This window comes from Bradyrhizobium sp. WYCCWR 12699 (assembly GCF_032144035.1).
Taxonomy (GTDB): domain Bacteria; phylum Pseudomonadota; class Alphaproteobacteria; order Rhizobiales; family Xanthobacteraceae; genus Bradyrhizobium.
The window spans coordinates 325,242-348,933 of record NZ_JAVTJN010000039.1 but is presented as its reverse complement, the minus strand read 5'-3'; the positions used below and the strand labels follow the sequence as shown (position 1 = coordinate 348,933).

General features: G+C 65.6%; 20 protein-coding genes and 1 pseudogene. 14 read left to right on the top strand and 7 right to left on the bottom strand.

Annotated elements, in window-relative coordinates; genetic code table 11:
• Positions 1-11 precede the first annotated feature (11 nt).
• Complete coding sequence (locus tag RPS27_RS32535) at positions 12-782, bottom strand: enoyl-CoA hydratase (RefSeq protein WP_194407589.1); 771 nt, start codon at positions 780-782, stop codon at positions 12-14.
• A gap of 157 nt (positions 783-939) precedes the next feature.
• Between RPS27_RS32535 and RPS27_RS32530 the strand changes: the two genes are divergently transcribed.
• Positions 940-1,473, top strand: a complete 534-nt coding sequence (locus RPS27_RS32530) for a PaaI family thioesterase (RefSeq protein WP_211418073.1) — start codon at positions 940-942, stop codon at positions 1,471-1,473.
• Positions 1,474-1,537: 64 nt separating this feature from the next.
• The gene (locus RPS27_RS32525) at positions 1,538-2,152 is read left to right on the top strand and encodes a TetR/AcrR family transcriptional regulator (RefSeq protein WP_194407591.1); all 615 of its coding nucleotides are present in this window, start codon (positions 1,538-1,540) and stop codon (positions 2,150-2,152) included.
• A 28-nt stretch (positions 2,153-2,180) separates the two neighbouring features.
• Here the strand turns inward: RPS27_RS32525 and RPS27_RS32520 are convergent, their stop codons facing one another.
• Positions 2,181-3,089 carry a LysR family transcriptional regulator gene (locus RPS27_RS32520; protein ID WP_212068396.1) on the bottom strand — a complete coding sequence of 303 codons (909 nt, stop codon included), beginning with the start codon at positions 3,087-3,089 and terminating at the stop codon, positions 2,181-2,183.
• 102 nt (positions 3,090-3,191) lie between these two features.
• Here RPS27_RS32520 and RPS27_RS32515 point away from each other — a divergent pair, with 102 nt between their 5' ends.
• From RPS27_RS32515 to RPS27_RS32480, 8 genes and pseudogenes are all read left to right on the top strand, one after another.
• Positions 3,192-4,688, top strand: a complete 1,497-nt coding sequence (locus RPS27_RS32515) for a CoA-acylating methylmalonate-semialdehyde dehydrogenase (protein ID WP_194407593.1) — start codon at positions 3,192-3,194, stop codon at positions 4,686-4,688.
• A gap of 23 nt (positions 4,689-4,711) precedes the next feature.
• Positions 4,712-5,857 carry an isobutyryl-CoA dehydrogenase gene (locus tag RPS27_RS32510; protein WP_212068395.1) on the top strand — a complete coding sequence of 382 codons (1,146 nt, stop codon included), beginning with the start codon at positions 4,712-4,714 and terminating at the stop codon, positions 5,855-5,857.
• The gene (locus tag RPS27_RS32505) at positions 5,854-6,921 is read left to right on the top strand and encodes an enoyl-CoA hydratase/isomerase family protein (protein ID WP_212068394.1); all 1,068 of its coding nucleotides are present in this window, start codon (positions 5,854-5,856) and stop codon (positions 6,919-6,921) included. Before RPS27_RS32510 ends, RPS27_RS32505 begins: the two co-directional genes overlap by 4 nt.
• Positions 6,922-6,940: 19 nt before the next feature.
• A pseudogene (gene mmsB, locus RPS27_RS32500) lies at positions 6,941-7,834 on the top strand (3-hydroxyisobutyrate dehydrogenase); the annotation flags it as partial.
• 128 nt (positions 7,835-7,962) lie between these two features.
• Positions 7,963-9,681, top strand: coding sequence for an AMP-binding protein (locus RPS27_RS32495; protein ID WP_212068392.1), 1,719 nt, complete (start codon positions 7,963-7,965; stop codon positions 9,679-9,681).
• On the top strand, positions 9,682-10,161 hold the full coding sequence (locus RPS27_RS32490; RefSeq protein ID WP_313754939.1) for a MaoC family dehydratase: 480 nt from the start codon (positions 9,682-9,684) through the stop codon (positions 10,159-10,161).
• 236 nt (positions 10,162-10,397) lie between these two features.
• Entirely contained in the window at positions 10,398-11,315 is a 918-nt protein-coding gene (locus tag RPS27_RS32485; RefSeq protein WP_212068390.1) for an SDR family NAD(P)-dependent oxidoreductase, read from the top strand.
• Between the two features lie 133 nt (positions 11,316-11,448).
• On the top strand, positions 11,449-12,633 hold the full coding sequence (locus RPS27_RS32480) for a TIGR03862 family flavoprotein (RefSeq protein WP_409517585.1): 1,185 nt from the start codon (positions 11,449-11,451) through the stop codon (positions 12,631-12,633).
• A gap of 9 nt (positions 12,634-12,642) precedes the next feature.
• Here RPS27_RS32480 and RPS27_RS32475 read toward each other — a convergent pair whose 3' ends face one another.
• Positions 12,643-13,860: an MFS transporter gene (locus RPS27_RS32475; protein WP_212068388.1), complete on the bottom strand. Its 1,218-nt coding sequence runs from the start codon at positions 13,858-13,860 to the stop codon at positions 12,643-12,645.
• A gap of 92 nt (positions 13,861-13,952) precedes the next feature.
• On the opposite strand from RPS27_RS32475, the gene RPS27_RS32470 reads away from it, so the two are divergent.
• On the top strand, positions 13,953-14,855 hold the full coding sequence (locus tag RPS27_RS32470) for a LysR family transcriptional regulator (protein ID WP_212068387.1): 903 nt from the start codon (positions 13,953-13,955) through the stop codon (positions 14,853-14,855).
• Here RPS27_RS32470 and RPS27_RS32465 read toward each other — a convergent pair whose 3' ends face one another.
• The 3 genes from RPS27_RS32465 to RPS27_RS32455 form a co-directional block, all read right to left on the bottom strand.
• The gene (locus RPS27_RS32465; RefSeq protein WP_194407602.1) at positions 14,856-15,935 is read right to left on the bottom strand and encodes a D-TA family PLP-dependent enzyme; all 1,080 of its coding nucleotides are present in this window, start codon (positions 15,933-15,935) and stop codon (positions 14,856-14,858) included.
• A gap of 64 nt (positions 15,936-15,999) precedes the next feature.
• Positions 16,000-17,811 (bottom strand): ABC-F family ATP-binding cassette domain-containing protein, encoded by a 1,812-nt coding sequence (locus RPS27_RS32460; protein WP_212068386.1) that lies wholly within the window; start codon positions 17,809-17,811, stop codon positions 16,000-16,002.
• Between the two features lie 2 nt (positions 17,812-17,813).
• Positions 17,814-18,305 carry a YaiI/YqxD family protein gene (locus tag RPS27_RS32455; protein ID WP_212068385.1) on the bottom strand — a complete coding sequence of 164 codons (492 nt, stop codon included), beginning with the start codon at positions 18,303-18,305 and terminating at the stop codon, positions 17,814-17,816.
• Between the two features lie 105 nt (positions 18,306-18,410).
• Here RPS27_RS32455 and RPS27_RS32450 point away from each other — a divergent pair, with 105 nt between their 5' ends.
• Complete coding sequence (locus RPS27_RS32450) at positions 18,411-19,211, top strand: hypothetical protein (RefSeq protein WP_212068384.1); 801 nt, start codon at positions 18,411-18,413, stop codon at positions 19,209-19,211.
• A gap of 99 nt (positions 19,212-19,310) precedes the next feature.
• On the opposite strand, the gene RPS27_RS32445 is transcribed toward RPS27_RS32450, so the two are convergent.
• Positions 19,311-21,683: a xanthine dehydrogenase family protein molybdopterin-binding subunit gene (locus RPS27_RS32445; RefSeq protein ID WP_212068383.1), complete on the bottom strand. Its 2,373-nt coding sequence runs from the start codon at positions 21,681-21,683 to the stop codon at positions 19,311-19,313.
• A gap of 211 nt (positions 21,684-21,894) precedes the next feature.
• Here RPS27_RS32445 and RPS27_RS32440 point away from each other — a divergent pair, with 211 nt between their 5' ends.
• The gene (locus tag RPS27_RS32440) at positions 21,895-22,980 is read left to right on the top strand and encodes a Ppx/GppA phosphatase family protein (protein ID WP_212068382.1); all 1,086 of its coding nucleotides are present in this window, start codon (positions 21,895-21,897) and stop codon (positions 22,978-22,980) included.
• A 1-nt stretch (position 22,981) separates the two neighbouring features.
• Positions 22,982-23,680 (top strand): RlmE family RNA methyltransferase, encoded by a 699-nt coding sequence (locus tag RPS27_RS32435; RefSeq protein ID WP_212068381.1) that lies wholly within the window; start codon positions 22,982-22,984, stop codon positions 23,678-23,680.
• Positions 23,681-23,692: the final 12 nt, after the last annotated feature.

The window sequence follows — 23,692 nt, the reverse complement described above, 5'->3', positions numbered from 1 at the left end:
AAGCCTGCATCCTACCGCTTCCGGTTCACAAACGCGCCCATCAGCCGCGTCGGCTCGTCCGTCAGGAACGACTCGCCGAACACCTTCACGCTCAAATTCACGGACTCGGTGAGCGGCAGCTCCTCCCATTGCCGCAGCAGGGCCTTCTGCGAGCGCAGCGCCTCGGGGCCGCATTCCAGCAAAGCCTTCACCAGGTGCTCGATCTCCGCATCCAGCCCGCCCTCCGGCGCAACCTTGTCAACCAGTCCCCAGGCGAGCGCGGTCGGCGCATCGATGTTCTCCGCCGTCATCACCAGCCAGCGCGCGCGGGCCCAGCCGATCAGGCGCGGCAGCAGCGCCGCATGGATCACCGACGGAATGCCGACACGCACCTCGGGCATGCCGAAATGGGCATCATGCGCCGCGATGCGGAAATCGCAGGCCGCGGCGACCTCGAGGCCGCCGCCGAGGCACCAGCCGGGCATCCGTGCGATCACGGGCGCCGGGAATTGGCGCACGGCCTCGCAGAGGTCGCGCAGGCGGCTGATGAAGGCTTCGGCCGATGCCTGGTCGAGCTTGGCCATCTCCTTGATGTCGGCACCGCCGATCATGCTCTTCTCGCTCTGGCCGCGCAGCACCACGACGCGAATGCTGCGGTCGGGCGCGAGCTGCTGCAAGCCTTCGCGCACGGCATTGGTCACCGCTGAGCCGAGAATGTTGAGCGGGCCGGCGTTGCAGATCGCGACATGGACGACGCCGCGCGCATCGCGCGTCACGCCGCAATGGTGGTTGAGCATTTCCATCGTGGGATCTCGATTGGCTTTCGTGGGCGCGCGAGGCGCGCTGGTCGGAGATTACTTCCGGGCCGAAACGTCCTGCTTGTCAAGCGGGCAGGCGAGGTGGAGTTGCCAGCGCGAAGTCCGCGACATAGTATGACGTATATCATTCAAAGAGGCGGCCATGACCGACATCGAACAACTCGACCTGTTTTCGCCGGCACAGCGGCGTGAGCGCGTGGTGGACTGGCAGATGCCCGCCCCGGTCGCGAGAGCGGCCATGGGGTTGTCCGGCATGGATGCCATGCTGGGGATTCGCGACGGTCGGCTGCCTCCGCCGCCTTTCGCGAAACTGATCGGCTTCACCATGGCGGTGGTCGAGCCGGGCCGGATCGTCATGGAACTGGAGCCGCGCGAGGATCTCGAAAACACCATCGGCCTTCTCCACGGCGCGACCGCCGCGGCGCTGCTCGATACTGCGATGGGCTGTGCCATTTCGACCCGGCTCGCGGCCGGGCAGGGTTCGGTGACCTTGGAGTTGAAGCTGGCCTTCCTGCGTCCGCTCTCGGTCCGTTCCGGGCTGATTTCGGCCGAAGGTAAAGTGATCAAGCTGGGGCGGCAGACCAGCTACACCGAAGGCTTCGTCCGGGACGGCAAGGGCGCCCTTGCGGTGCACGCAACTGCAACGTTTTCGATGATCGGCGGCAACTTAACATGAATTAATGCACCTAATTCGTCATTTGCGTGTTATGAGATGACCTTCGACATCCAATGAGACCAGCATGCGCTATTCCCCGGAACACAAGCAGGAAACCCACGACCGCATCGTGAGGAAGGCCTCCACGCGGTTGCGCGAAAAGGGCGCCCACGGCATTGGCGTCGCCGACCTCATGAAGGAGGCCGGCCTGACCCATGGCGGCTTCTACGCGCATTTCGATTCCCGCGAGGCGCTGGTGATCGAGGCGTTCGGTTATGCGATGGACCGCTCGATGGAGCACTGGCGCCAGATCACCGACGAGGTCTCGCCGGACAAGCGGCTGGCGCTGGTCGCAGAGGCCTACCTCTCCACGCTGCATCGCGACAATCCCGGCCATGGCTGCTCGATTCCCGCTTTGGGCGCCGAGATTGCCCGCGAGAGCCCCAAGGCGCGCAAGGCATTTGCCGGCAAGCTCGACGAGATGATCGAGCAACTGACGGACTACATCCCGAACATGCCGCGCAAGGCCGCGCGCAAGCAGGCGATCGCAACGCTGGCGACGATGGCCGGCACCATGCTGCTGGCCCGCATCGCGGGGTCAAGCGAGCTGTCGGACGAGGTGTTGAAAGCGGGCAGGGACAGTACGCTCGAGGGCGCGAAGCGCGAGCCGAAAGTAGCGGCGAAGAAGGCAAAGAACTAGGCGCGTTGCGCATCCTGCGAGACCGGTGCTACCGCCCCGCAAACAGCGCCCGCTGGCGCTCCACGATCTCACTGACGTAATCCGCCACCGCACGGATGCGCGCCAGATCCTTGCTGTCGGCGTGCATCAGCATCCAGAACGTCCGCGTGATCGCGATCTCATCGGGCAGCACTGGGACGAGTTGCGGGTAGTCGCTCGCCATGAAGTGGGGCAGCACGGCGATACCGAAACCTGAGAGCGTAGCATTGAGCTGGGCGATCAGATTGGCACTGCGAAAGCGCGCGGAGATCCGCGGCGACACCTGCGGCAGATAATCGAGCTCCGGCGTGAACAGCAGCTCCTCGATGTAGCCGACGAAGCGATGCTGCGGCAGTACCTCGCGCGAGGTGATTTTCGGGAAGCGGTCGAGATAGGCGGGGGCCGCATAGAGGCCGAGGCGGTAGTCGAGCAGCTTGCGGCCGACGATGCGGCCTTCCTTCGGCATGGTCAGACTGATGGCGATATCGGCCTCGCGCTTGGAGAGACTGAACAGCCGCGCGGTGGCCACAAGTTGCAGGTCGAGATCGGGATACCGGTCGGCGAAGGGCGCCAGCCGCGGCGCCAGGAACGCGGTGCCGAAGCCATCGGGCGCGCCGATCCGGACCGTGCCGGTCAGCCGTGCGACCGAGCCGCCGACCTGCTCCTGGTTGGCGACGATGGTCGATTCCATGGCTTCCGCGCTGTCGGCGACGCGCTGGCCGGCCTCGGTGAGGAGATAGCCGGTCTTGCGCCGATCAAACAATTTCGCCGAAAGATGCTTTTCCAGCCGGTCGACACGACGGATCACCGTGGCATGGTCGACGCCGAGCTGTTTTGCCGCAGCCGAGACCGAGCCGCCCCGCACGATGGCCAGCACGAAGCGAAAGTCGTCCCAATCGATAGCGCCTTGATCCAGCATTTTCGCACATCTATGGTGCATTATCTCAGACTTGAATCCTATAAAATGCAGGTCAATAGGATTTGTCAAAGCGTTCAAGCTCGGACCTCAGGAGATCATTCCATGCGCTCAATCGGACATTTCATCGGTGGCAAGGAGGTCAAGGGCACCTCAAACCGCACCGCCGACGTCTTCGAGCCGATGACCGGCGACGTTCAGGCCAAGGTGGCGCTGGCGTCCAAGGCCGAGGTCCGCGCCGCCGTCGAGAACGCGCGCGCGGCGCAGCCCGAATGGGCCGCGACCAACCCGCAGCGCCGTGCCCGCGTCATGTCGAAATTCGTCGAGCTGGTGCAGCGCGACTACGACAAGCTCGCCGAGCTGCTGGCGCGCGAGCACGGCAAGACCGTGCCCGACGCCAAGGGCGACATCCAGCGTGGCCTCGAAGTCGCCGAGTTCGCCTGCGGCATCCCGCATCTGATGAAGGGCGAGTACACCGAAGGCGCAGGCCCTGGCATCGACATCTATTCGATGCGCCAGCCGCTCGGTGTCGTCGCCGGCATCACGCCGTTCAACTTCCCGGCGATGATTCCGATGTGGAAGTTCGCGCCCGCGATCGCCTGCGGCAACGCCTTCATCCTCAAGCCTTCGGAGCGCGATCCCGGCGTGCCGATGCTGCTCGCTGAACTCATGATCGAGGCGGGCCTGCCGGCCGGCATCCTCAATGTCGTCAACGGCGACAAGGAGGCGGTCGACGCCATCCTCGACGATCCCGATATCAAGGCCGTCGGCTTCGTCGGCTCGACGCCGATCGCGCAGTACATCTATGAGCGCGCGGCGCAAACCGGCAAGCGCTGCCAGTGCTTCGGCGGCGCCAAGAACCACGCCATCATCATGCCCGACGCCGACATGGACCAGGCGGTCGACGCGCTGATCGGCGCCGGCTACGGCTCGGCCGGCGAGCGCTGTATGGCCGTCTCGGTTGCCGTGCCCGTCGGCAAGTCCACTGCCGACCGGCTGATGGAAAAGCTGATCCCGCGCGTCGAAAGCCTCAAGATCGGCACCTCGATCGATCCGTCGGCCGATTACGGCCCGCTGGTCACGCGCGAGGCGGTCGAGAAGGTCAAAGGCTATATCGACATCGGCATCAAGGAAGGCGCGACGCTCGCCGTCGACGGCCGCGGCTTCAAGATGCAGGGCTACGAGAAGGGCTTCTATCTCGGCGGTTCGCTGTTCGACAACGTCACCAAGGACATGCGGATCTACAAGGAAGAGATCTTTGGCCCGGTGCTCTCGGTCGTGCGCGCGCACGACTACAAGGAAGCGCTGGCGCTGCCGTCGGACCATGACTACGGCAACGGAGTTGCCATCTTCACCCGCGACGGCGATGCTGCGCGCGACTTCGCGGCCAAGGTCAATGTCGGCATGGTCGGCATCAACGTGCCGATCCCGGTGCCGATCGCCTATTACACCTTCGGCGGCTGGAAGAAGTCGGGCTTCGGCGATCTCAACCAGCACGGCCCGGACTCCATTCGCTTCTACACCAAGACCAAGACGGTAACGTCGCGCTGGCCGTCCGGCGTCAAGGAAGGCGCGGAGTTCTCGATCCCGCTGATGAAGTAATCCTTTCAGGAGCGAGGCCGGGGATGCAGTTCGCTCTGAACGAGGATCAGATCGCAATTCGCGACATGGCGCTGGCGTTTGCGGCGGAGAAGATCGCGCCGCACGCGCTGCGCTGGGACGAGGAAAAGCATTTCCCCGTCGAGGTCATGCGCGAGGCGGCAACGCTCGGCATGGGCGGCATCTACATTCGCGACGATGTCGGGGGATCCGCGATGACGCGGTTCGATGCGGCGCTGATCTTCGAGGCGCTGGCGACGGGCTGCCCGACCACGTCCGCCTTTATCTCCATCCACAACATGGCGTCCTGGATGATCGATGCCTATGGTAGCGACACCCAGCGCCATCAATGGCTGCCGAAGCTCTGCACTATGGAGCTGATCGCGAGCTACTGCCTGACTGAGCCGGGCGCCGGCTCCGACGCGGCGGCTCTGCGCACCCGCGCCGTGCGCGACGGCGATCATTACGTCCTCAACGGCCAGAAGCAGTTCATCTCCGGCGCCGGCGGTACCGATCTGCTGGTTGCGATGGTGCGCACCGGCGGGGAAGGTCCCGGCGGCATCTCGACCCTCGTGATCGACGGCAAGACGCCGGGCGTCTCCTTCGGCGCCAATGAGCGCAAGATGGGCTGGAACGCGCAGCCGACCCGGGCCGTGATGTTCGAGAACGCCCGCGTGCCCGTCGCCAACCGGCTGAGCGAGGAGGGCATCGGTTTCAAGATCGCGATGGCCGGCCTCGACGGCGGCCGCCTCAACATCACGGCGTGCTCCCTCGGCGGCGCGCAGACCGCGCTCGACAAGGCGCGCGCCTACATGAAGGAGCGCAAGGCGTTCGGAAAGCGCCTCGACGAATTTCAGGCGCTGCAATTCCGCCTAGCCGACATGGCGATCGAGCTCGAGGCCGCGCGTACGTTCCTGTGGCGCGCCGCCGCAGCGCTCGATCGCAAGGACCCCGATGCAACCATGCTGTGCGCGATGGCAAAGCGCTTCGGCACCGACGTCGGCTTCGAGGTCGCCAACCACGCGCTGCAGCTTCACGGCGGCTATGGTTACCTCAGCGAGTACGGCATCGAGAAGATCGTGCGCGATCTTCGTGTGCACCAGATCCTCGAAGGCACCAACGAAATCATGCGGCTGATCGTGGCGCGCAAGCTGATCGAGGGCGCGCGATGAGCGGAGCGGAAGAGAGCGATCTCATCGCCCGCGTCGAGGGTGCTGCCGGCATCATCAGGCTGAACCGTCCGAAGGCCATCAATGCCGTGACGCTGGAGATGTTTCGCGACGTCGACAAGGCGCTCGACCGTTTCGAGGCTGATCCTGCCGTTGCCGTGATCGTGCTGGAAGGTGCCGGCGAGCGCGGCCTCTGCGCGGGCGGCGACATCCGCACGCTCTGGGAGAGCTCCAAGGTCAACGGCGACCTCGGCAAGATCCTGTGGCGCGAGGAGTACATCCTCAACGCCCGGATCAAGAAGTTTCCGAAGCCGTATGTCGCCTTCATGGACGGCATCGTGATGGGCGGCGGCGTCGGCCTGTCGGCCCATGCCAGCCATCGCGTTGTCACGGATCGCACCAAGCTGGCGATGCCCGAAGTCGGCCTCGGCTTCTTCCCCGATGTCGGCGGCACTTATCTCTTGTCGCATTCGCCGGGCGAGATCGGCACCTATTTCGGACTGACCGGCCAGACCATGAACGGGCCGGACGCGATCCATGCGAAGTTCGCCGATTGGGTCGTGCCGGCTTCGAGATTGCCGGAGCTGCGCGAGGCGCTGACGAAAGTCCGCTCCGGTGCGACCGCTGCGGACGTCAGCAAGCTCATCGACGGCTTTGCGACCGGCGAGAGCACGGGGCCGGTGGCCGCAAAGGAGCCTGTTATCGATGCCTTGTTCGGCTTCGACCGCATGGAGGACATCTTTGCGGCGCTGAAGCGCGACGGCTCCGACTTTGCGCTGGCCACGCTGAAGACGCTGAGCGAGAAATCGCCGCGCGGCATGGTGGTGACGCTGAAGCTGTTGCGGCTCGCGCGCGCTTCATCGAGCCTGGAGGAGTGTCTGGTGCGCGAATACCGCGCTGCCCTGGAAGTCTTCCGCAGCGATGATTTTCGCGAGGGCGTGCGTGCGGCGGTGATCGACAAGGATCGCAATCCGACGTGGTCGCCGCGAGCAATCGAGGATGTGACGCCGCAGATGCTGGCGCCGTATCTCGCCGAGATCGGCGCGGATGAGCTGAAGTTTACCTAACAACGCGACAGCGGAGGAAACGACAATGGCCACGATCGCATTCATTGGTCTGGGCAACATGGGCGGCCCGATGGCGGCTAACCTCGTGAAGGCCGGCCACAAGGTGGTGGCGTTCGATCTCGTCGAGGCCTCGCGTGCGCAAGCCAAGGCCGATGGTGCGGGCATCGCCGACAGCGCGCCCGCCGCGGTGCAGGGCGCCGATGTCGTCGTCACCATGCTCCCCGCCGGCAAGCACGTGCTCGGCGTCTGGAACGAGGTCGTGCCCGCGATGGCCAAGGGCGCGCTGATCATCGACAGCTCCACCATCGACGTCGAGAGCGCGCGGGCCGCGCATGTGCTCGCTGCCAGGCACGGCGTGCTGTCGGTCGATGCGCCGGTCTCCGGCGGCACCGGCGGCGCCAAGGGCGCGACGCTCACCTTCATGTGCGGAGGCGAGGACAAGGCATTCGCCGCGGCCAAGCCGGTGCTGGAAAACATGGGCAAGAAGATCGTGCATTGCGGCGGGGCCGGCGCAGGGCAGGCGGCCAAAATCTGCAACAACATGATCCTCGGCATTTCCATGATCGCGGTCAGCGAGGCCTTTGCGTTAGCTGAGAAGCTAGGGCTCTCGCATCAGGCGCTGTTCGACGTCGCCTCGACTTCCTCAGGCCAGTGCTGGTCGCTGACGACCTATTGCCCGGTGCCCGGCCCGGTGCCGACCTCGCCGGCGAATAACGACTACAAGCCGGGCTTTGCCTCGGCGCTGATGGTGAAGGATCTGACGCTGGCGCAGGACGCCGCCAAGGCCGCGGGTGCCGCCACGCCGCTCGGCAAGCACGCGCAGGAGATCTATCAGTCTTTCGACGCAGCCGGCCAGGGTGGGGTGGATTTTTCCGGAATTATCAAGCACGTTCGCAGCCTCGCTGGAAAATAGCGAAGCTTCGTAGCCTGGATGGAGCGAAGCGAAATCCGGGACAATTCCCTCGACTGGCGCGACCGGCCCCGGATTGCGCTTCGCTCCATCCGGGCTACGCTCGAACGCTCATTCGACGGGCCCGGATCATGACGACATTTTTGGACGCACGCGCGTTTCTGCTGGACCACCGCACGGATTACGAGGCCGCGGTCAAAGGCTTCCGCTGGCCGGATCCGGTTCCCTTCAACTGGGCGCTCGACTGGTTCGACGCCGAGCTGGCGGCGAATGCGGAGAGCAGGGACCGCCCCGCGCTCTGGATCGTCGATGCCGCGCAGGACAAGCAGACCAAGCTGTCGTTCGCGGCGCTTTCCAAGCGCTCGAACCAGGTCGCGAACTTCCTCCGTGCGCAGGGCCTGAAACGTGGCGATCATCTCCTGTTGCTGCTCGGCAATGTGGTTCCGCTGTGGGAGACGATGCTGGCGGCGATGAAGCTCGGCGTCGTCGTGATTCCCGCAACGACGCTGCTCACCGCGGACGAGCTGCGCGATCGTCTCGATCGCGGCAAGGCGAAGGCCGTGGTGGCCGCCGAGGATCAGGTCGCGAAATTCGCAGGCCTTGGCGCGGAGAACATCGTTCGCATCATGGTCGGCGGCGCCTCCGACGGATGGCTCGCTTACGACGAAGCCGCGAAGGCCTCCGAAAGTTTTGCGGCGGACGGCCCGACCAACGCCGACGACCCGATGCTGCTCTATTTCACCTCGGGCACGACGGCAAAACCAAAGCTCGTCCGGCACAGCCAGCGCAGCTATCCCGTCGGGCATCTGTCGACCATGTACTGGATCGGGCTGAAGCCCGGTGACGTCCATCTCAACATTTCCTCGCCCGGCTGGGCCAAGCATGCCTGGAGCTGCTTCTTTGCGCCATGGAACGCGGGCGCCACCGTGTTCGTGGTCAACCAGCCGCGCTTCGACGCGAAAGGCCTGCTCGCCACCATCGGCCGCTGCGGCGTCACCACGCTATGCGCGCCGCCGACGGTGTGGCGCTTGTTCATCCAGGAGAACCTTGCCTCGTTCAAGGTCGCGCTTCGCGAGGTCTGCGGCGCCGGCGAGCCGCTTAACCCGGAAGTGATCGACCAGGTGCGGGCGGCCTGGGGTCTCACCATCCGCGACGGATATGGGCAGACCGAAACCACTGCGCTGGCCGGCAACTCGCCGGGGCAAAAGATCAAGGTCGGCTCGATGGGCCGGCCGCTGCCGGGTTATCGCGTGCAGATCAGCGATGCCGACGGCCAGCCTGCCAGAGAAGGCGAGGTCGCGCTGGTGCTCGGCGCTGACCGTCCCGCCGGCCTGATGCAGGGTTACCAGGGCGACGATGGCCAACTGTCGGGCGCCGAGGGTGAGCTCTACCGCAGCGGCGACGTCGTGTTCGAGGACGACGAGGGCTATCTCACCTTCGTCGGCCGTTCCGACGACGTCTTCAAATCGTCGGACTATCGCATCAGCCCGTTCGAGCTCGAGAGCGTGCTGCTGGAGCACGAGCTCGTTGCGGAAGCCGCTGTCGTGCCGAGCCCGGATCCGATCCGCCTTGCCGTCCCCAAGGCGTTCGTGCTGCTGACCTCCGGCGCAGACCGGACGCCGGAGACGGCGCTCTCGATCTTCCGGCATCTGCACACGCGGCTTGCCCCGTTCAAACGCATTCGCCGCCTCGAAATCGTCACCGAGCTGCCAAAGACGATCTCTGGCAAAATCCGCCGCGTGCAGCTACGACGGCTCGAACGCGACGACGATCGCAAGGATCCCCTGCGTGGCCGGGAATTCCGCGAGGAGGATTTTCCGGAGTTGTCGAAAACACGGAGTGAGAGCTAAGTGAACCAAATCTGGAAGTCGCCGCCGATCACGCTCGAGGCCTATCAGGCCCTGGTCGGCAAGGAGATCGGCGTGTCGTCGTGGCATCTGATCGACCAGCCCCGCATCGACACTTATGCCGACGTGACCGAGGATCACCAGTTTATCCACGTTGATCCCGAGCGCGCCAAGAAGGAAACGGCGTTCGGCACCACCATCGCGCACGGCTTCCTGACGATGTCGATGTTGTCGGTGATGTCCTATGAAGTGATGCCGGCGATTGCGGGCACCACGATGGGTGTCAATTACGGTTTCGACAAGCTGCGCTTCATCTCGCCGGTGCGCTCGGGCAATCGCATCCGCGGCCGCTTCGTGCTGGCGGAAGCCAAGCTGCGCAAGCCGAACGAGCTGCAGTCCCGCACCAATGTCACGGTCGAGATCGAAGGCGAGGACAAGCCGGCGCTGGTCGCGGACTGGCTGGGTTTGATCTATTCCGCGTAGGGCGGCACGTCGTTGCCGGGCTTGACCCGGCAACCCATCGCTGCTCAAAAGCTGACCAAATCAGCGCTCGGAGCACCCTCTCCCCTTGTGGGAGAGGGTGGCGAAATCGAGCGGAGCGAGATGAAGCCGGGTGAGGGGTATCTCTCCACACGCTCATCTGCCGAGAAAGACCCCTCATCCGGCGCGCCTTGCGCGCCACCTTCTCCCACAAGGGGAGAAGGAAGAAAGGAAGCACAATGGCAATCAGGTTCGACGGACGCGTCGCCATCGTCACCGGCGCGGGCAATGGTCTCGGCAAGGCGCATGCGCTTGGGCTGGCCAGCCGCGGCGCCAAGGTCGTGGTCAACGATTTCGGCGGCGCGCGCGATGGCACTGGCGGCTCGCTGTCACCGGCGGAGGCCGTGGTCGAGGAGATCCGCAAGGCCGGCGGCACCGCGATGGCCGACGGCGCCGACGTCTCGAATTTCGAGCAGGTCACCGCCATGGTCGAGCGCGCCACCAAGGAATGGGGCAGCGTCGACCTCTTGTGCGCCAATGCCGGCATCTTGCGCGACAAGTCGTTCGGCAAGATGGAAGCGGCCGATTTCCAGAAAGTGCTGGACGTGCATCTCGTCGGCACCTTCTATTGCTGCAAGGCGGTCTGGGCCGGCATGCGCGACCGCAACTACGGCCGCATCGTGCTGACGACCTCGTCCTCCGGACTCTACGGCAATTTCGGCCAGGCCAATTACGGCGCGGCGAAATCCGGCATGGTCGGCCTGATGAACGTGCTCGCCGAGGAAGGCCGCAAGAACGACATCCGCGTCAACATCATCTCGCCGACGGCGGCAACCCGCATGACCGAAGAGCTGCTGCCGCCGCAGGCGCTGCAGCTGATGAAGCCGAACGCGATCACGCCGGCGGTCGAGTACATGCTCAGCGAGGACGCGCCGACCCGCACCATCATGGGCGCTGGCGCCGGCTCGTTCGCCGTGATCAAGATCATGGAGAGCGAAGGCATCAACCTGCCGGAATCCGATTGGACCCCGGATGCGGTCGCCGCGCATTTCGCGGAGATCAGCGACATGTCGAAGGCCAAGGCGCTCACGGGCGCATTCGAGCAGACGCAGAAATATGTGGCGCAGGCCGCGGCACGGGCGGGGATCAAGCTCTGAGTTGTCATTCCGGGTTCGCGCCAAGTGGCGCGCCCCGGAATGACGAGCTAGGCGCGAGAATTTGCCTTAAACTCCAGCCATGACCTCAACCGACTCCCGCATCGCAATCATCGGCGCCGGCCCTGCCGGCTTGATGGCGGCGGAAGTGCTGGCGCAGGGCGGCGCCCGCGTCACCGTGTACGACGCGATGCCGTCGGCGGGCCGGAAATTCCTGATGGCGGGCCGGGGCGGGCTCAATCTCACCCACAGCGAGCCACTGCCGCAGTTCATGGCGCGCTATCGCGAGGCAGCGCCGAAGCTGCAAGCCGCGATCGAGGCGTTTTCGCCCGAGGCGTTGCGGGCGTGGAGCGAAGCCTTGGGCGAGCCGACCTTTGTCGGCACCAGCGGCCGGGTGTTTCCAAAAGCGTTCAAGGCCTCGCCCCTGCTGCGCGCCTGGCTGCGGAGACTTGCAGCGAGCGGCATATCGTTTGCGTTCCGTCATCGCTGGACGGGCTGGGACGGCGAGGGGCGTCTGCTGTTTCGAACGCCGGATGGTGAGGCGGCTGTCATTGCCGACGCCACGGTCCTCGCGCTCGGCGGCGCGAGCTGGCCGCGGCTCGGCTCGGATGGCGGCTGGGTCGAGCTCCTTGGTGCCAAGGGCATCGCCATCTCAAAGCTGCGGCCCGCCAATTCCGGCTTCACGGTGGCCTGGTCAAATGTGTTCCGCGATCGTTTCGAGGGACAGCCGCTCAAGGGCGTGGCGTTGACAGTCGGTGCGCATACGGTGCGCGGAGAAGCCACGATCACGCGCAGCGGTATCGAGGGCGGCGCCATCTATGCGCTGTCGGCGGAGCTGCGCGAGGCGGTGCTTGAGCTGGGGCAGGCAACGCTGATGATCGCGTTGCGGCCCGACCTCGACACGGCTGCGCTGACGACGCGACTCTCAGGCGTGCGCGGCAAGCAATCGCTGGCGAACTTCCTGCGCAAGGCGGCGCAAGTGCCGCCTGTCGGCATCGGCCTGATGCAGGAGGCCGCCATCGCCTCGGGGCGGCCGCTGGCCGCGTTCTCGCCGGCCGAGCTCGCAAAGCTGATCAACGCCATTCGAGTTCAGCTCACCGGCGTCGCACCGATCGAGCGCGCGATCTCGACCGCGGGCGGGATCACGTTCGAAGAGCTCGACGACCACTTCATGCTGCGCAAATTACCGGGCGTGTTCACCGCCGGCGAGATGCTGGACTGGGAGGCGCCAACCGGTGGCTATCTGCTGCAGGCCTCGTTTGCGACCGGGGCTGCGGCGGGCAGGGGTGTATTGGGTTGGCTCAGCCAATTATCGCCGTGACCTTCCCGGTTATGACGTGCCGGTTCGGGTGATGAGGCTGGTGAGGAATGCCAGCACGCCGAAGCTTGCCGCCACCGCGCAGACCATCGTCCACCCGCCGTAGCTCCGACCCAGCGATGCCGCCGCCCCGCCGATACCACCGCCAATGAAAAACAGCGCGACGAACAGGCCGTTCATGCGGCCGCGGGCTTCCGGACGCAAAAGGTTGATGGCGCGGCGGCCCAGCGTCTGGTCTGTGGTGATGCCGACGTCAAGCAGGATGGTGCCGAGGCTCAGCACGAGCAGGCCGGCGATGCGGGATTCCAGCATGCCCGCCCATGCGCAAAGTGCGAGCGAGCCGATGATGAGCAGATGTGCCGCGAAGAACATCGGACGTGCCCGGCCCTTGTCGCCCCATCGGCCGGCCATCGGTGTCGCCGCGGCGCCCGCGACGCCGATCAGCGCGAACGCCGCAATTCCCCGGGCGTCGAGGTTGAACGGTGCCTCCGGCAGCCGCAGCGCGACCGCCGACCAGAAGGCCGTGAAGGAGGCCATGACGAGGGAGGCCGTCCAGGCGCGTACGCGCAGCACGGGCTCTTCGCGCAGCAGCCGTGGAAAGGAAAGGAGCAATTCGGCGTAGCTCGCGCGTGCCGAGGGTTGAAGAGTGGGAAGGTAACGGGCGAGCGCGCCGGCAAGCAGCGCCATCAGAGCGGCCGAGACGACGTAATAAGCCCGCCAGCTCCAGAGATCAGCGATCAGGCTCGCCGCAGGCCGTGACAACAGAATACCGATCATCAATCCGCCCATGACCTCGCCAATGGCCCCGCCACGACGATCCGGCGCCACCATGGATGCGACCAACGGAACCATCATCTGGATTGCAGCGCAGGAGGCGCCGAGGATGAAAGTCGCGAGCAGTAGGAGTATCGGCGTTGGCGCGAATGCCGTCGCAAGCGCTGCAAGGATGGCGCAGCCCAGCGTCCGCAGGATGACAAGCCGGTTCTCGACAAGATCGACCAATGGCACGAGCAGCAGCAGGCCGAGGGCATAGCCGAACAGGGTCAGCGTGCTGATCAGGCCCGCCTGCCAGGCAGGCATCAACAAGGACTGGCCGATCAGGCCGAGCAGGATCTGCGGCGCGAACAGATTGGTGACAACGACGCCAGCGGTGATCGCGCCGAGCCAGATCAGGGGCCGCTCGGCAAGCTGGTTTCGAGACTCAGGCGTTGTCGTTTCGGAAGCGGTCATGGGCCCTCGCGGTCGTGGTGCGGAGACCCTTTAAGCGGCACTATCAATATGCTACAATTCAAATAAGTCTATAAAGATTATGCGAGTTTCTTATGAACACCCATGACCTCGTGGCCTTCGTCGCCGTGGTCGAGACCGGATCGATCGTCGCGGCTTCGGCGCGTCTCAATCTCACGCAGCCCGGCGTGACCCGACGTATCCAGAATCTCGAGGAGATGCTGGGGGCGCAGCTGTTGGACCGGCTCTCGAAGCCTCTGAAGCCAACGGCGGCGGGCCATGAGGCCTATGAGCAGGGCCGGCGCCTGCTCAGGATGCTGGACGATCTCAAGTCGGGCGTGGCTAACGACGGCATCGTGCGCGGCGAGTTCAGGCTCGGTCTGACGCCGTTTCTCTCGGAGGCAGGATTGACCGGACCGCTCGATGCGGTGAGCGCCGAATTTCCGGGGCTGGCCGTGCGGGTGGTCTCCGGTTGGTCGCCGAACCAGCTCGAGCGTGTTTGCCGTAACGAGCTGGACGTGGCTGCGATTTGTCTGCCTGACGGCGCAGTGCCGCCTGCCGATCTTGTCGCCGACGATCTCGGCGCGCAGCCCGTCGTCTTCGTCGTCGCGCGCGACATGAAGATCCCGCGCACTGTCGACCTTGAACAGCTGTCGCAGCTATCGTGGGTAATCAATCCGGACGGTTGCGGGTTTCGCGACACGCTGAAGCGAAAGTTCGATGCCGAGCATCTGCCGTTCAGTATCGCCGTCGAGGCGCTGGACAGTGAGCTCCGGCTGTCGCTGGTGTCGCGCGGCCTCGGCGTCGGGCTGGTCACCCCGATTGCGCTGAAGCACAGCGCGTTTCGCGAGAAGCTCAAGCCCATTGCCGCGCGCGACTTCAAGCCTGCCGTGCGCGCATGGGTGGTACATCGTGCCCCAGCCGGTCGGCTGGAGCGGCCGATCAGACTCTTCCGTGAGGGTCTGGTCCGGGAACTCCGGGCGCTGATTGAGGGCTAGCTACCGCAGCTTGCCGCGTGCTGCGACCGGCAGCGTGCCGATGATCTCATCGCCGCGCACCATCACCACCTCGTCCATCATGTTGACGACGACGCAGACGTGGTTCGGCACGATGCGGACGACGTCGCCGACATTGGGGCGGGTGTTGCTGCGGGAGAGGTCGAGGAAGCCGTGCTCCTCGGCGAACTTCGCGATCTTGGCCTCGGGATGCTCCAGGATCAGGCCATGGCCGTCGAGGCCGCCGGTGTCGGTCGTCAGCGTCTTCGAGCCGGCATCGAGGATGCCGCGCTCGGGCGCGGCGCGGCTCACCACGGTCGAATAGATGTGCAGCGCGCAGTCGTCCCAGGTCGCCGAGCCCGCCGCGACCTGCATGCGGTCGTTGTAGATGTAGGTGCCGAAGCGGTGCTCGGTGCCGCCCTTGAGCTTGCCGATGTTGACGAGGTTCGGCGTGCCTCCGGTGGAAACGATCTTCGCGTCCAGCCCGTGCGCGCGCACGCCGGCCAGCGCCTCGTCGTAGAATTTCTGCGCGTCGGCCCAGCCGGTCTCGGTCGGATAGAGCATGAAGCCCGCGAACTCGAGACCCTTCGATCCCGCGATCTCTCGCGCCAGCGCAATCGCCTCCGCCGGCGTCTCGACGCCTGCGCGCTTGCGACCGGTATCGCACTCGACCACGACAGAGAGCGGGCGGCCCGACGCCGCGGCGGCCTTGGGCAGGCCGGCGACGACGGTCGAATTGTCGGCGGCGACCGTCATGTTGGTCTTGGCGTTCAGCGCGCCGAGACGCGCCATCTTTTCCTCGCCGAGAAGATTGTAACTGATCAGGATATCGTCGATGCCGGCATTGGCCATGATCTCGGCCTCGCCGATCTTCTGGCAGGTGATGCCCTTGGCGCCGGCCGCGACCTGCATCTTCGCAATGGTCGGGTTCTTGTGCGTCTTGATGTGCGGCCGGTTGGCGATTCCAGCCTCGTCGCAGGCCTTTTGAATGCGCGCGATGTTGCGCTCGACCCTGTCCATGTCGATGACGGCACAGGGCGTGCCGTATTCGCGGGCGATTTTTGCGGCGAGGGGAGTTGTCATGGGAGTCTCTTGGTTGGCGTGCATTCTGATCGCAAAACCGGTGCCCACTTTTGCGGAATGCGCGCTATGCCTGTTCAATCTCTTCGCGGAGCATTTCAAGTTCGAGCCAGCGCTCCTCGGCGGCGGATAATTCTTCATGTGCCTTGGCGATCGCAGCTGATGTGTCGTCGAATTTCTTGCGATCCTTGGCGTAGAGGTTGGGATCGTCAAGCACGCGCTGCAATTTTGCAATACCGGCTTGCAGCGCCTCCATCTTCTTCGGCAGCGTCTCCAGCGCATGCTTGTCGTTGAAGCTCAGCTTGCGCTTCGGCGCGGAGGCGGGGGCAGCAGAGCGCCCCTCTTTCTTCTCGGCAGCCGAAGTTGCTTTGGCCGTCTCGCGCTTCAGATCCGCGCCGCGCTGGGTCAGCATGTCGCTGTAGCCGCCGGCATATTCGGTCCACTTGCCATTACCCTCCGGCGCGATCACGGAGGTGACGACGCGGTCGAGGAAGTCGCGGTCGTGGCTGATCAGGATCACCGTGCCGTCGTAGTCGCCGAGCATCTCCTCGAGCACGTCGAGCGTTTCGAGATCGAGATCGTTGGTCGGCTCGTCCAGCACCAGGAGGTTCGAGGGTTTTGCGAGGGCGCGCGCCAGCATCAGCCGGCCGCGCTCACCACCGGAGAGCACCTCCACCGGCGTGCCGCGCTGCTCCTGCGCAAACAGGAAGTCCTTCATGTAGCCGACGACGTGCTTCGGCTTGCCGCCGACCATGATCTGGTCGCCGCGGCCGCCGGTCAGGGCCTCCGCGAGCGTCGACTTGGGATCGAGGCTTTCGCGGTGCTGGTCGAGCGTGGCCGTCTCCAGATTGGCGCCAAGCCGCACGGTGCCGGAATCAGGCTCCATGCCGCCGGTCAGAAGGTTGACCAGGGTGGTCTTGCCGGCGCCGTTCGGGCCGATGATGCCGAGGCGGTCGCCGCGCTGGATGCGGGTCGAAAAATTATCGACGATCTTGCGCTCGCCGTAGGCCTTGGTGACGCTCTTGGCCTCGATCACCAGCTTGCCCGACTGCTCGGCTTCGGAAGCCGCGAGGCTGGCGGTGCCGGCCGTGCCGCGATAGTTGCGGCGCTGGTCGCGCAACGTGTGCAGATTGGCGAGGCGCTTGACGTTGCGCTTGCGCCGGCCGGAGACACCGTGGCGCAGCCAGTGCTCTTCGTCGACGATCTTGCGGTCGAGCTTGTGCTGGTCGCGCTCTTCTTCCGCGAGCACCTCGTCGCGCCAGGCCTCGAAGGAGGCAAAGCCGCGGTCGATCTGCTTAATCCTGCCGCGATCGAGCCAGGCGGTCGAGCGCGACAGATTGGTGAGGAAGCGGCGGTCGTGGCTGATGATGACGAGCGCGCTGCGCCTGGAGTCGAGCTCCTGTTCCAGCCATTCGATGGTGGCGAGATCGAGATGGTTGGTCGGCTCGTCCAGCAGCAAAATGTCGGGCGAGGGCGCCAGCACATAGGCCAGCGCCGCGCGGCGCGCCTCGCCGCCGGAGAGATTGTGCGGATTCTCATCGCCGGTGAGCCCGAGCTGCTCGAGGAGATAGCGGGCCTGATGCTGGTCGTCGCCGGGCGCGAGGCCAGACTCGACATAGGCAAGCGTGGTCTTGTGCTCGCCGAAATCAGGCTCCTGCGGCAGATAGCGCACGGTGGCGCCGGGCTGCAAGAAGCGTGTACCGCCGTCGGGCTCGACGATGCCGGCCGCGATCTTCAGCAGCGTGGACTTGCCGGAGCCGTTGCGGCCGATCAGACAGACGCGTTCAGATGGTGCGACATTGAGCTCGACGCCTGACAGCAGCGGCGTGCCGCCAAAGGTCAGCTTGATGTCTTTGAGTTGGATCAGCGGGGGCGCCATGGTCAGCTCTGGCTGGTTGCGGCTGTATCCGCGCGGCGGCGCTGAATGCGGCGCAGCGTCTGGTCGAGCGCCGAGAGGAAGGTGGAGCGGTCGCGCGGCGCGAACGATCTGGGGCCGCCGGTGACCTCGCCGGCCGAGCGCAGATCCGTCATCAGATTGCGCACCGCCAGCGTCATGCCGATCGATTCCTCGGTGAACGGTTTTCCGTTCGGCGCGATCACATCGGCGCCCGCCTTCACGCAGCGGCTGGCCAGCGGGATGTCGGAGGTCACGACGACATCGCCGGGCTTGGCACGCTCGGCGATCCAATCATCGGCCGCGTCCATGCCGCTGCCCGCGGCGATGCGCTCGATCAGCGGGTCCTGTGGCACGCGGATGAAATTGCCGGCGACGACGCTGACGGGCACGCCGTGCCGGAGCGCCACGCGGTAGATCTCGTCCTTCACCGGACAGGCGTCGGCGTCGACATAGATGCGGGTGGGGGTGTCGGTCATTCGCCGCGTGGTACCGCATTCAGGGCCCAAAGGCGAGGGGATTGACCGCTGTTCCCGGGGGCCTACGATCGGCCCGAAACAACAAGAATATCGGGAACGCCAGCCATGCCGAACCGGCTCGAAACCTACCGCGTCGAGGCCTACAACACCGCCAAACAATCCGAAAACAAGATGCACGACGACAATGTGGCGCGCCGCTTCGGCTTTGAAGGCGGGCTGGTCCCTGGCGTCGACGTCTTCGCCTACATGATGCACGTGCCGGTCGCGCGCTGGGGGCGTGATTTCCTCAGCCGCGGCCTGGTCGAGGCCCGCTTCATCAAGCCGGTCTATGACGGCGAGACCGCCGATGTCGATGCGACCGAGCACAACGGCCTGCTCACGATCGAGGTGTTCAGCCGCACCACACTGTGCGCCACGGGCACGGCCTCGTTGCCGGCGGCCGCGCCGGCGGTGTCCCTCAGCGACTATCTCGCGGTGCCCGTGGCGGGCGAGCGCGAGCCGGTCAGTCCCGCGACGTTCGAGGCGGGCAAATGGCTGGGCACGGCGCCGCGCCGCTGGGCCGGGCAGGATGCGGCGGACTATCTCACTGACGTCAGGGAGAAGGATCTGATCTTTGCGCGCGAGGGCCTCGGCCATCCCGGCCTGATCCAGCGCGTGATGAACCGCGTGCTGGTGGACAACACGATCCTGGGTCCGTGGATCCATGTCGGCAGCCGCATGCAATTGCTGTCCGCCGCGCGCGCCGGCGACGAGATCACCGCGCGGGCAAAGGTTACCGCGAATTACGAGAAGAAGGGCCATCGCTTCGTCGAGCTCGACGCGCTGGTCGTCGGCAACGGCACGACGCCATTGGCGCATTGCCAGCACACCGCGATCTACCAGCCGCGCGAGCAGGCGGCGGCGTAATATTCTAGAACGTCATTCCGGGGCGGTCCGCAGGACCGACCCCGGAATCTCGAGGTTCTGGGTTCGATGCTTCGCATCGCCCCGGAACGACAAACAGCCCTACGCCGCCTTGCTCTTCGCGTCCTGGATCGCGCGCCAGACACGCTCCGGCGTCAGCGGCATGTCAATGTGCTTGACGCCGTAATCCGAGAGCGCGTCGAGCACGGCGTTGACCACCGTCGACAGGCTGCCCGCGCAGCCGGCTTCGCCGCAGCCCTTGCTGCCGAGCGGATTGGTGGTGGCGGGCACCGGGTGGTCGCCGACCGTCATGTTGGGGACGTCCTCGGCGCGCGGCAAAGCGTAGTCCATCAGCGAGCCCGTGATCGGCTGGCCGCTCTCGTCGTAGCGGATGTGCTCCATCAGCGCCTGGCCGATGCCCTGGACCACGCCGCCATGGAGCTGGCCTGCGACCAGCAGCGGGTTGATCACGGTGCCGAAATCGTTGACGGCGCTGTAGCGCACGATCTGCACCACGCCCGTTTCCGGATCGATCTCGACCTCGGCGACGTGACAGCCGTTGGGGAAGGCCGAGGCGATGGGTTCACTGGTGTGATCGACGTCGAGCGTATCAGGCACGCCCTCCGGCACCTTGCCGTCATGCAAGCGCTTGGCGAGTTCCATGATGTCGATGCTGCGATCGGTGCCCGCGATCGTGAAGCTGCCGCCTTCGAATTCGATGTCGGCTTCGGAGGCTTCGAGCATGTGAGCGGCTGCGCGCTTGCCTTTCTCGATGACGAGCTTGGCTGCCCCCACGATGGCCTGGCCGCTCGCCGTGATCGAGCGCGAGCCGCCGGTGCCGTTGCCGGTGTGGACGATGTCGCTGTCGCCCTGCACCAGCTTGATGCTCTCGAACGGCACACCGAGCTGCGCGCTCAGCACCTGCGCGAACGGCGTGGCATGGCCTTGGCCGTAGTCGAGCGTGCCGGTGATCAGCTGCACGCTGCCGTCAGGCTCGAACACGATCTTTCCGAGCTCGGGGCTCGGCGGCGCGGTGACCTCGAGATAGGAGCCGACGGCGATGCCGCGCAGCTTGCCGGCTTTCTTGCTCTCCTTCTTGCGCTTGGCGAAATTCTCGTGGTCGGAGATTTCCAGCGCCTTGTTGAAGACGGCCTGGAAGTCGCCGCTGTCATAGGTGACGCCGGAGGAGGCCGCGAACGGGATCTGGTTCGGCTTGATGAAGTTGCGCTTGCGCAGCGTCAGCCGGTTGATGCCCATCTCGTCGGCGGCGCGGTCGATCAGCCGCTCCATGTAATAGTTCGCCTCCGGCCGGCCGGCGCCGCGATAGGCGCCCATCAGCGTGGTGTTGGTCAGCACCACCTTGATGTCGACGGCCATCAGCGGCGTGCGGTAGACGCTGGAAAAATTCTTGCCGGTGTTGAGCGAGAGCGGCCCCGGCGCGACACCCGTGATGTAGGCGCCGAGATTGCCGTAACCGGACAGCCTGGCTGCGAGGAAATGCCCTTCGGCGTCGAGCGCGAGCTCGGCATGGATCTTCTGCGCGCGGCCGTGGCTGTCCGAGAGGAAGGCGGTCGAGCGTTCGTCGAGCCATTTCACCGGGCGGCCGAGCACCTTCGCCGCGTACAGGATGCACATGTATTCGGGGTAGTTGATGTTCTTCATGCCGAAGGAGCCGCCGACATTGGCGGTGAGGATGCGCACCTTCTCGTTCGGCACTTTCAGGTTCTTGGCGAGATTGGCCCGGTTGCCCGCGACGCCCTGCGTCGGCACCTGCAGCGTGTAGCGCTCGGTCTTCTTGTCGTAGGAGGCTAGCCCAACGCGCGGCTCCATCGAGACCACGGCGACACGGGTGTTCTCGATGTCGATCCTGGTGACATGGGCGGCGCTGGCGAAGGCAGCGTTGACCTTGTCCACGTCGCCATAGTGATAGTCGAGCGCGACATTGTTCGGGATGTGCTCATAGAGCTGCGGCGCGCCGGGCTTGGCAGCTTCCTCGGGGTCCGTCACGGCCGGCAGCGGCGCGACGTCGAGCTCGACGGCCTCGGCGGCATCGCGGGCCTGCGCCAGCGTCTCCGCCACCACGAAGGCGACGGGATCGCCGACGAAGCGGACCTTGTCGGTCGCCAGCGGCTGGCGGTTGGTCTGGAGCAAGGGCGAGCCGTCGCGGCTCTTCAGCGGCAGGCCGCAGGTGAAGGGGCCGTATCCGGCGGCATCGAGGTCCTTGCCGGTCCACACGCCGAGCACGCCCGGCATCGCCTTGGCGGCATCAATGCCGATGCCACGGATGGTGCCATGGGCATGGGTGGAACGGACGACTACGGCATGGGCCTGGCCGGGCAGGTTGAAATCGTCGGTGTAGCGGCCCTTGCCGCGCACCAGCGTGTCGTCCTCCTTGCGGCGGACGGGTTGCCCGACGCCATATTTTTGCAGTGCAATAGCGTTTTCGAGCGTGGACGATTTGGTGTGTTCTTGCATGGAATTGACCTGAAAAGCCGGCAATTGCGCGTTTGGGAGGGCGCCTGGGGGACCGGACCCTTTAAAATTAGCCCACGGCTCCGTTCACGACAACGCACGAATGGGCATGGTCCCATGTGATGCGATGTTGCGCAGGCCTGCCGCGCTGCTAATGTTTCAGGCGAAAAAGCAATTCCTGACCGGCCTGACCGGCCTCGGAAAGACAGTTTGTATGAATGACCACACGCGGCTCCGCGACGGCCATGTCAGCCAACATGGGCCGCACGGTGAGCTGGAGGGGTCGATGGCGGCGGTGGCGTTGGCCACCGAACCGGCCGTCGGCGCGCAGGCTCCGGGAACCGGCGTCTATGCGGCGCTGGACCTCGGCACCAACAATTGCAGGCTGCTGATCGCCTGTCCGACCCAGGACGGCTTTCGTGTCGTCGATTCCTTCTCGCGCATCATCCGGCTCGGGGAGGGCGTCTCGGCGACCGGTTGCATCAGCGATGCCGCGATCGAGCGCGCCATCGCCGCGCTCAGCATCTGCCGCGACAAGATCAATTTGCGGAGGGCGCGCCGGTTGCGGCTGATCGCAACCGAGGCCTGCCGCGCGGCCTCGAACGCGGAGGGGTTCCGCAGCCGGGTCGCGGCCGAGACCGGCATCGAGCTGGAGGTGATCGACCGCGAGACCGAGGCTTCGCTCGCGGTGCTCGGCTGCTCGCCGCTGGTCGACCCGAGGGGGCGCGGCGCAATCCTGTTCGACATCGGCGGCGGCTCGACCGAGCTGGTGCGGATCGAACGCGACGCGGACAATCCGGAGCCGCGCATCAAGGCCTGGATGTCGATCCCTTATGGCGTCGTCACGCTCGCCGAGCAGTTCGGCGGACGCGATGTGACGCCGGAGATCTACGCCGCGATGGAGCAGGAGGTCGCGAACCACGTCACCCCGTTCGCAGAGGAGCATGGCGGCGATCTCGCCGACATGCACCTGCTCGGCACGTCGGGCACCGTGACGACGCTCGCCGGCATCCATCTTAACCTCGCGCGCTACGACCGCCGCCGCATCGACAGCATCTGGATGAATGATTCCGACATCACCGCGACCATCAACAAGCTGCTCGGCATGAGCTACGAGGAACGCGCGGCCAACAACTGCATCAGCGTCGAGCGCGCCGATCTGGTGCTGGCGGGCTGCGCCATCCTCGACGCCATCCGCCGCGCCTTTCCGCTGCCGCGCCTGCGCGTCGCCGACCGCGGCTTGCGCGAGGGCATGCTGGTCGAGATGATGCGCGAGGACGGCGCGCTCAGGAGCTGGTGAGATGGCCAAGGACACCACCGGCCGCTTGCACGTCCAAGTCAAGACCAAGGTCAAGACCGGCGGCAAGCGCAAATTGTCGTCGAAACTCTGGCTGGAGCGGCAGCTCAACGATCCCTATGTCGTCAAAGCCAAGGCGGCCGGATATCGCTCCCGCGCGGCGTTCAAGCTGCTCGAGATCGACGACAAGTTCCGGTTTCTGAAGCCCGGCATGGCCGTGGTCGACCTCGGTGCCGCGCCCGGCGGCTGGAGCCAGATCGCCGCCAAGCGCGTCGGATCGACGGAGGGTAAGGGCAAGGTCGTCGCGATCGATCTGCTGGAGATGCCCGAGATTCCCGGCGTCGACTTCGCGCAGCTGGATTTCATGGACAACGATGCGCCCGAGAAGCTCACCGCGATGCTGGGCGGTGGCGCCGATGTCGTGATGTCCGACATGGCCGCCAACACCACCGGCCACCGCAAAACCGACCAGCTTCGCATCGTCGGCCTGGTCGAGACCGCGGCCGCCTTTGCCTGCGACGTGCTCAAGCCCGGCGGCACCTTCCTGGCCAAGACCTTCCAGAGCGGCGCCGACGCCGACCTGCTCGCCCAGCTCAAGCGCGACTTCGCCGCCGTGCGCCACGTCAAGCCGGCGGCGAGCCGACAGGATTCTTCGGAACGTTACGTGCTGGCGACAGGGTTTCGCGGCGAGGGAACAGAGTAGCCGCAAACTCCG